Origin of the sequence: Sphingomonas asaccharolytica NBRC 15499 (assembly GCF_001598355.1) — a bacterium.
Taxonomy (GTDB): Bacteria; Pseudomonadota; Alphaproteobacteria; order Sphingomonadales; family Sphingomonadaceae; genus Sphingomonas; species Sphingomonas asaccharolytica.
This window is the reverse complement of sequence record NZ_BCYU01000119.1, coordinates 1-8,640: the sequence shown is the minus strand read 5'-3', so window position 1 is coordinate 8,640 and position 8,640 is coordinate 1. Positions and strand designations below refer to the sequence as shown.

General features: G+C 63.3%; 6 protein-coding genes. 5 read left to right on the top strand and 1 reads right to left on the bottom strand.

Going from position 1 to position 8,640, the window contains the following annotated elements; translation table 11 throughout:
- Nucleotides 1–152 precede the first annotated feature (152 nt).
- Nucleotides 153–1,361, bottom strand: a complete 1,209-nt coding sequence (locus SAS01S_RS20505; protein WP_066812855.1) for an LL-diaminopimelate aminotransferase — start codon at nt 1,359–1,361, stop codon at nt 153–155.
- A 204-nt stretch (nt 1,362–1,565) separates the two neighbouring features.
- Here SAS01S_RS20505 and SAS01S_RS20500 point away from each other — a divergent pair, with 204 nt between their 5' ends.
- From SAS01S_RS20500 to SAS01S_RS20480, 5 genes are all read left to right on the top strand, one after another.
- Nucleotides 1,566–3,266 (top strand): PHA/PHB synthase family protein, encoded by a 1,701-nt coding sequence (locus SAS01S_RS20500; RefSeq protein WP_066812854.1) that lies wholly within the window; start codon nt 1,566–1,568, stop codon nt 3,264–3,266.
- Between the two features lie 211 nt (nt 3,267–3,477).
- On the top strand, nt 3,478–4,632 hold the full coding sequence (locus SAS01S_RS23200) for a GGDEF domain-containing protein (RefSeq protein WP_245657041.1): 1,155 nt from the start codon (nt 3,478–3,480) through the stop codon (nt 4,630–4,632).
- 206 nt (nt 4,633–4,838) lie between these two features.
- Nucleotides 4,839–5,585 carry a phasin family protein gene (locus SAS01S_RS23305; protein ID WP_066812857.1) on the top strand — a complete coding sequence of 249 codons (747 nt, stop codon included), beginning with the start codon at nt 4,839–4,841 and terminating at the stop codon, nt 5,583–5,585.
- A 1,221-nt stretch (nt 5,586–6,806) separates the two neighbouring features.
- The gene (gene clpS, locus SAS01S_RS20485) at nt 6,807–7,151 is read left to right on the top strand and encodes an ATP-dependent Clp protease adapter ClpS (RefSeq protein ID WP_066812856.1); all 345 of its coding nucleotides are present in this window, start codon (nt 6,807–6,809) and stop codon (nt 7,149–7,151) included.
- 343 nt (nt 7,152–7,494) lie between these two features.
- Complete coding sequence (locus tag SAS01S_RS20480) at nt 7,495–8,523, top strand: cell wall hydrolase (RefSeq protein WP_245657040.1); 1,029 nt, start codon at nt 7,495–7,497, stop codon at nt 8,521–8,523.
- Nucleotides 8,524–8,640 lie beyond the last annotated feature (117 nt).

Genomic DNA, 8,640 nt, shown 5'->3' with positions numbered 1-8,640 from the left:
CCGCCACGGCTGGAGCGGGCTGTGTTTCGGTGGAAACACAGCCAGCCCCAGTTTCCCTGTGATCGCGTGCTTGAGTGCGAATAGCCGGAGTCCACCTATTCGCAGCACGCTCCAGCGGGCGGACCGAAAAGGGAAGAACGGGGTGCGCCCGTTCAGCCACTATTGCTCGCCGGCGTGTTGACTCCCATCGACTGCAGGTAACGCCGCACGTTGCGTGCCGCCTGGCGGAGCCGCTGCTCGTTCTCGACCATCGCAATGCGCACGTACCCTTCCCCATTCTCGCCATATCCCACCCCTGGCGCGACCGCGACCTTGGCGTGAGTCAGCAATTGTTTGGAGAACTCAAGGCTGCCTAAGTGCGTAAGCGCGGGCGGCAGCGGTGCCCAGGCGAACATGCTCGCCGGCGGGCTGGGAATGTCCCAGCCGGCGCGGCCGAAGCTTTCGACCAGCACGTCGCGGCGCTTGTGATAGAGCTGGCGGTTCTTCTCGACGATATCCTGCGGCCCGTTGAGCGCGGCGCAGGCGGCGGCCTGGATCGGGGTGAAGGCGCCGTAATCGAGATAGGATTTCACCCGCGTCATCGCCGCGATCAGCTTGCGGTTGCCGACCGCGAAGCCCATCCGCCAGCCGGCCATCGAATAGGTCTTGCTCAGGCTGGTGAACTCGATCGCGATGTCCTTGGCGCCCTTGACCTGGAGGATCGACACGGTCGGCTTGCCGTCGAAATACAGCTCCGAATAGGCCAGGTCCGATATGATCCAGACCTGGTTCTCCTTCGCCCAGGCGACGAGGCGTTCATAGAAAGCGAGGTCGACCGTCTCGGCGGTCGGGTTAGACGGGTAATTGACCACCAGGATCGACGGGCGCGGCACGGTGAACGCGATCGCGCGCTCCAGGCTCTCGAAATAATGCTCGTCGGGCGTGGTCGGCACCGCGCGGATCGTGGCGCCGGCGATGATGAAGCCGAACGTGTGGATCGGGTAGCTCGGATTGGGCGCGAGCACGACGTCGCCCGGCGCGGTTATCGCGGTCGCCAGGCTGGCCAGCCCTTCCTTCGACCCCATCGTCACCACGACTTCGGTCTCGGGATCGAGATCGACGCCGAAGCGGCGGCCATAATAATTGGCCTGGGCGCGGCGCAGCCCGGGAATGCCCTTGGATTGCGAATAGCCGTGCGCGTCGGGCTTTTTCGCGACCTCGCAGAGCTTGTCGATGACGTGCTGCGGCGGCGGCAAATCGGGATTGCCCATGCCCAGATCGATAATGTCCTCGCCTGCCGCACGCGCTGCTGCCCGCATGCCGTTGACCTCGGCAATGACGTAAGGCGGCAGACGTTTGATGCGGTAGAAATCGTCGGACATTCAAAACTCCCTTCGCCTCTTCCTTAGGGCATAAGCGGGGGGCCGCGAAACCGCGTTGTTCCGGATGCGGCGGTCCGTGTCGAAAAGCGGAGACAAAAGCGCAGCTGCCGCGTTGGCTGGAGGCGGACGCTTTCGCGCGGAGTGGCGCTGGCTTAAGGATGGCTGGCGCGTTGCGCGCCTACAGACCTTCGGGGGACGATAAGGATGGCCGACCAGACCGACGCACCCAGCCTCGAGGATATGCAGCACTGGACCTGGGTGATGGGCCGGGCGCAGCAGATGATGCTCGAAGCCGGGCTCGGCGCCGGCGTGCCGGTGATCCCGGGGTTCAACGATCCGGCGACCTTGGCCCGCGTCGGCGATTTCTGGTCGGACAGCCTCAAATTGTGGCAGCGCTTCCTCGATCCCTCGGCGGGTGAAGGGGGCGACGCTCCGGTCAAGGATAAGCGCTTCAAGTCCGAAGCCTGGCAGAATCCGGTGTTCGACTGGATCCGCCAATCCTATCTGCTGATCGCCGACCAGATGCTGAAACAGGTCGACGCGCTGGAAGGGCTCGACCCCAAACAGCGCGAGCAATTTCGCTTTGTTACCAAAGGCGTGATCGACGCGATGAGCCCGTCCAATTTCGCCTTCACCAACCCGGAGGTGATCCAGAAGACGATCGAGACGCGCGGCGAGAATTTGCTCAAGGGCCTGTCCAACATGCTCAACGATCTGAGCAAGGGGCAACTGACGCATACCGATGCCGAGGCGTTCGAGGTCGGGCGCAATCTGGCGACCACGCCGGGCAAGGTGATCTATCGCAGCCCGTTGTTCGAGCTGATCCACTATATGCCGACCACCGAGTCCGTGCTGGCGACGCCGCTGGTGATCTTCCCGCCCTGGATCAACCGCTTCTACATCCTCGATCTGACACCCGAGAAAAGCTTCATCCGCTGGGCGGTCGACCAGGGGCTATCGGTGTTCATGGTGTCGTGGAAATCGGCCGATGCCAGCCTGACCGACACCAGCTGGGACGATTACGTGCTCGCCCAGATCGAAGCGATCGACGTGATCCGCGACCAGCTCGATGTCGAGGCGGTGCACGCGATCGGCTATTGCGTCGCCGGCACGACGCTCGCCGCGACGCTCGCTTATCTGACCGCCAAAGGCGAAGCGGACAAGGTGAAGACCGCGACCTTCTTCACCGCGCAGGTCGACTTCGCCGATGCCGGCGACCTGCTCAATTTCGTCGACGACGCCCAGCTCGACATGATCAGGCAATTGTCGCCCGACGGGTATCTCGACGGGCGCTACATGGCGCTGACGTTCAACCTGCTGCGCGGACGCGACCTGATCTGGAATTACGTCGCCAACAATTACCTGATGGGCCAGGATTACGCGCCGTTCGACCTGCTCCACTGGAATGGCGACACCACCAACCTGCCGGCGAAATGGCATCTGTCGTACCTGACCGATCTCTATCGCGACAATCTGCTGGTGCGGCCGGGGGCGCTGGCGATTGCGGGCACGCCGATCGACCTGACCAAGGTCGCAACGCCGAGCTATATCCAGGCGGGGCGCGAGGACCATATCGCCCCGGCCGAGAGCGTGTGGAAGATCACCCATCTGTTCGCCGGACCGCTCAAGTTCGTGCTGGCGGGCTCGGGCCATATCGCTGGCGTGGTCAACCCGCCCGCCGCCGGCAAATATCAATATTGGACCAACGCCAAACCCGCCGCGACGTTGGCCGAATTCGTTGCGGGCGCGACCGAGACCAAGGGCAGCTGGTGGCCCGACTGGGTCGGCTGGCTGCGCGAGCAGGACGCAACCGAGGTCAAGGTCAAAGGCGCGCGCGAGCCCGGCAAGGGCAAGAAGCGCGCCGCGATCGCCGATGCGCCCGGGGTGTATGTCCGCGCGCGATAGGATCGGGCGCGGAACGAGTCGGCCGATCGGTCTTGCCTTGCCCGGCGGTCGCCGGCCAGTCACGCGTTCTGCGCTGGTAAATCGTTCAATCGCTGGTGTATTTCCCGAGCCGGCGGGATGCGATCTGTTAACCGACTCCGACTAGACTAGGGGCGTGAGACGATCCGACCAACGCTTGTCGCGAGATCGGCGGCGGAGCATCGGACTTCTGTTGCGTGAAGTCCCGCTTCCCGTACCGGTGCGTCGCGAATTCATCGACGCGCTGTTCGACATGCGCCTGCCGATTCTCGGTATGGGCATCGTGACGGCGGCGATTGCGGGTCTCATCGCAAACGAATGGCATGATCCGGTGATCGCCTTCCTGGCGCTGGCCGCGACCCTGCTGACGGTCGTTCGGCTGCTGGTCCTAAGCGCCTATCACCGCGCGCGTCCCGTCCCCGACGCCGAGCTTGGCCGCTGGGAATCGCGGTATGCGATCGGCAGCTATGCGTCCGGGATCCTGCTCGGTTTGTTCAATGTCTACGTCCTCAACTACCATTTCCCGCTGCTGCACCTGATCACGGTGAGCCAGGTGTTCGGCTTCGGCGCGGGTATCGTTTCGCGGATTTCGATCCGGCCGGTGATCTGCGTGATCAGCTTGTTGCTCGCGACCGTGCCGACCGTCGTCGCGCTCGCCGTCCACGCCCTCGAGCCGAACCCGATCGAGCTTCACGCCCCGTTGTTCGCCGCCGAAGCTTTCCTGGTCGCGATGATCACCATGCTCAGCCTGCAATCGGTCAGGCACCTCTATCGCTCGGCGGTCCAGCATCTGACCGCCGAGCACGACATGGCGTTGCTGGCGAAATTCGACGCGCTGACCGGCCTTGCCAATCGTCTGCTGCTGCGCGAGCGCTTTCAGGAAAGCAGCCTGATCGCCGAGGCAGAGGGCGAACAACTGGCGCTGCATTTCATCGACCTCGACGGGTTCAAGGCGGTCAATGACGGCCTGGGGCATCTCGCCGGGGATTCGGTGCTGCAACAGGTTTCGCGTCGGCTCGAAGGCCTGGTCAGGGGCGAAGACACCGTGGCGCGGCTCGGCGGGGACGAATTCATCGTCTTGCAGACCCATGTCCGCGACCGCAGCGAAGCCGAAATGCTGGCGCGACGGATGATCAGGCAATTGAGCGTACCCTACGAAGCGGACGGCAATTGGGTGGGCATTTCGGCGAGCGTCGGGATCGCCGTGATGCCCGAATTCGGCCGCGAACTGGAAACCCTGCTCTCCTGCGCCGACGCGGCGCTTTACCGCTGCAAGGGCGGCGGCAAGGGCAAGCTCCATTTCTGCACGCCCGACGACCTGATCAGCGACAAGCGCGCGGTCGCCTAGGGGAGCGGGCGAAGCAGCCCAAGGTTCCGGCGATGCGCAGCATCGTTGGAATGGCTGCGAAGGGTGGTGCCGCATCCGTTTCAGCTTGCTGAAACCCAGCCAAGACACCAGTCGTTACGGTTATGTTGCACTGCACAAAAATCGCTTGACCTTTGCTTGCCAAGCACTATTTTGTGCAATGCAGCAATGATGCGGCGGAGGATGTTATGGCGAGCAAGACCCCCGAGACCAAGGCGGCGAAACCCGCAGCCAAGGCGCCGGTGAAGCGCACGCCTGCCAAATCCACCAAGGCGGCTTCGGTTCCCGTCAAGGCGAAGCCCGTCCCTACTCCCGCTCCGATCGTTGCCGAAACCCCTGCCGTAGAGCAGCCGACGGCGCCCGTCCTAGCGACCGCACCCGTCGAGACACCCGCAGTCGAGACCCCAATAGTCGAAAAAATTGCCGAAACAGTGACCGAAACCGTCGCCGCAGCCGCCCAAGAGGCGCCGGCCACCATCGAAAAGGAAGTTATCGAGATGAACGACACCATCAAGAATGCCGCCGACAAGGGCCAGGCCTATTTCGCGGAATTCAGCACCAAGGCGAAGGCCGCGGCCGAGAAGAGCGCCAAGGCGTTCGAGGAAATGAACGAATTCGGCAAGGGCAATGTCGAAGCGCTCGTCGAGTCGGGCAAGATCGCGGCCAAGGGCTTCGAGACGCTCGGCCAGGATTATGCCGATTATGCGCGCAAGCAGTTCGAAGGCACCACCGCGGCGCTGAAGAGCTTCGCCGCCGTCAAGTCGCCGACCGAGTTCTTCAAGCTGCAGGCGGACTTCGTCCGTGGCCAGTTCGACTCGTTCGTCGCCGAGAGCTCGAAGAACACCGAAGCGATGCTGAAGCTGGCCGGCGATGTCGCCAAGCCGATTTCGAACCGCGTCGCGATCGCCGCCGAGAAGATCAAGGTCGCCGCGTAAGCGCCGCCTTCACCTTCCGGTGAGACATCGAAAGGGCGGTCGCCATCCGGCGGCCGCCCTTTTCGTTTGCCGATTGGCCATGGGTTGCAGGCCGACTCTCCTCTCCCCTTGGGAGAGGAAGGGCCCCGCTCGGCGCAGCCGAGTGGGAAGGTGAGGGCAGGCGCCAACGGCATCTCCGTGCTATGCCCCTTCAACGCGAAGGTCAGAGATAGCGTGGAAAGCTGTCGATCCGCTCCTACGAACGTAGACTAAACCGCCATCGGCCAAATCTTGCTTGCGGCTTCCCGGTTTGACGATATATCGTATCAATTATGATGCTCGTCATAGCAGCATTGATCAGCTTGGTCTGGCCAGGGAATGATCTGGCGACGTCCGTTCATTCCGCGGCGCCCAAATGCGCCATAGTAGATCAAGATGCGTCCTCGGACGCTCGATTACGTCCGACGCTGATTTTGTCCTGCAGTTATAGCAATAAGCAACTTGGCCAGCGGCTCCTCTCAGCACTTGCCCGGCCCGAAGAGTCGTTAAGCATCGACGCCGTAGAGCGAATATTCTCGCTTCCTAGACTCGTGACTGTTTATGATCATCCTCGCGATGCTACATATCAGATACGGTTTAAGGGCGAGGATGGACGCTGGGACGCTATACTTCAATTTAGCGAGACCTTCATTCCTCTCGATGCGTGGCGTCGGCCACGATTTCACCCTGGCAAACGACCGGTTTTGCTGAAGCCTCGTGTTCACGGAGAGAGACGGCTGGAGTTAACCTGGTTGCCGGTGAAGCCTACAAATTACGATGTGGCATGCGCTTTCAGGGTTGAGGAAGTGGAAAGCGCGGCGAGACGGAATCGGTGGCGTCCCGAGACAGTCATTCAGACCCCAACTCACGGCCCATTCCGCGCCATCACTCAGTTCAGTCGCGGGCAGTATTATGCTGGCGGCGAGTTCGACCAGAATGGTTGTGTGAGCAGCTTTTCGTTGATCGAGTCTGCCGATCCGCGCGCAAACTGAACCACAGCTACTATGTGCCCTGCGCGGAGCATTGGTCATCGGGCAGCTTGCCGACATGCCATTTCCCCAATCCACGGCTCAGATTAGCCAGGCATCCGTCCTCCGCTTCGCCGCCAACGACGAAAAGCACTTAACGTGCGCCGCACCCTCTTGCCCCGGCGTACCGCAATGCCATATTTTGCGATCTGATATGCGAAACCCCGATTTCATGATGGCCAACGATCCCGATGGGATCGGCAGCGGCAACGACGGTGACGAGGGCACCGGCGTCGGGCTTGCCACCCGCACCCGCGCGAAGACCAAGCAGCCCACGCCGTATCGCGTGCTGATGCTCAACGACGATTACACGCCGATGGAATTCGTCGTGCTCTGCCTGCAGCGCTTCTTCCGCATGACCACCGAGGAAGCGACCCGGGTGATGTTCCACGTCCATCAAAAGGGCGTCGGGGTGTGCGGCGTGTTCAGCTACGAAGTCGCCGAGACCAAGGTCAGCCAGGTGATGGACTTCGCGCGGCAGAACCAGCATCCGCTGCAATGCACGCTCGAGAAGGCCTGAGCGGCACTTGTTCGTTCGGCTCGGGCCGAATTCAAAAATCTCGCCGTATTTTCGCGGATAGAGCGCCGCCGGCAAAAGCCGTCGGCCGGATCGGCTGACGCCGTCCGCCGGCCGTGCGGGGCGGTGCGCTATTGCGCACCGGCGCGGGCGTTGCCGCGCCTCCGCCCCGCAAAATTACATTAACCATCAATCGTTTCGCTCCGGGACACGGCGGATTCCGGGGGCGCTTCGGTAAGCTTTTTGCGGTAAGGCGCTTCGCGCCGGCGATGGTCGCCGCGCGATGCTCGAAGGGCCGCTTTTTCACGTGATCGATTGGCGCAACTGGACGGTCCGGCAGACTCGCGTGGCACTGCTCGCGGGGCTGGTCGGCGTGCCCATGCTCGCCGTGTCGGCCAAGGCAGCGGTGATCGCCTATTATGCCGCGCAGACCAGGGCCGAGCCGCTGCCGCTGCCGCCGATCGGTTATGAGAGCGAGGATCATTTCCCCGGCGCAGCCCTGTTCTTCGTCGCCGAGGAGCAAGCGGCGCCGACCGCGGGCACCACCGGCACCACTGCGCTGCCCGATCTGCCGGTCCCGGCCAATGCCGATCTGACCCCCGACACCGACGGCACGGTGCACCCGGCTCAGCCATTCACGATGGCCGGCGCCAGCGCGCTCGACAAAGCGCGCGCGCTCGATTGCCTGGCGACCGCGATCTATTACGAGGCAGCGTCGGAGAGCGAAGAGGGTCAGCGCGCCGTCGCGCAGGTGATCCTCAACCGCGTCCGCCACCCGGCCTTTCCTTCGACCGTGTGCGGGGTGGTCTATCAGGGATCGGAAAAGAGCACCGGCTGCCAGTTCAGTTATGCCTGCGACGGGTCGATGGCGCGCGTGCCGATGCGCTCGGCGATGGACCGCGCGCGGCGCTACGCGCTCGAGGCGCTCAACGGTTATGTCGTCCGGGGAGTCGGGCTCGCGACCCATTATCATACCTATGCGGTGACGCCGTCGTGGAACCGCAGCCTGGTGATGACCGATGCGATCGGCATGCACTTCTTCCATCGCTGGAAAGGCTATTGGGGCACGCCCGCCGCGTTCAGCAATGCGCGCTATCGCGGCGGCGAGCCGGTGCCGGGACCGCATGCCAAGATCGCCCCGCCGCTCACGCCGCTGCCATCGACTCAATTCGCGGCCTATACGCCGGGGATAACAGCGCCGGGCGTCCCCGGGCTCGCGGTACCGCCCGCGCCGAGCACCAATATCGCGCTGATCCAGCCCAAATATCAGGACACCAGCGTCGCCCGCGCAACGCCGCCGCCGGCCGAAGACAATCTGCCCGGCGCGTCGCAGATCCTCGACCGCTGGAAGGATTCGGGCAAGCCGCTGAAATAAGCGGAGAGCCCTTCCTCTTGGCCGTCATCCCCGCGAAAGCGGGGACCCAGCTCCCGGAAGATCAACGGAACACGACCGTCGTGACAGTGGCGAGCGTCCGAGATGGGTCCCCGCTTT

Excerpts from the sequence above, each read along its gene's own strand:
- SAS01S_RS23305 (WP_066812857.1), top strand. The coding sequence starts at position 4,839 with ATGGCGAGCAAGACCCCCGAGACCAAGGCGGCGAAACCCGCAGCCAAG.
- SAS01S_RS20505 (WP_066812855.1), bottom strand. The coding sequence starts at position 1,361 with ATGTCCGACGATTTCTACCGCATCAAACGTCTGCCGCCTTACGTCATT.
- SAS01S_RS20500 (WP_066812854.1), top strand. The coding sequence starts at position 1,566 with ATGGCCGACCAGACCGACGCACCCAGCCTCGAGGATATGCAGCACTGG.
- clpS (WP_066812856.1), top strand. The coding sequence starts at position 6,807 with ATGGCCAACGATCCCGATGGGATCGGCAGCGGCAACGACGGTGACGAG.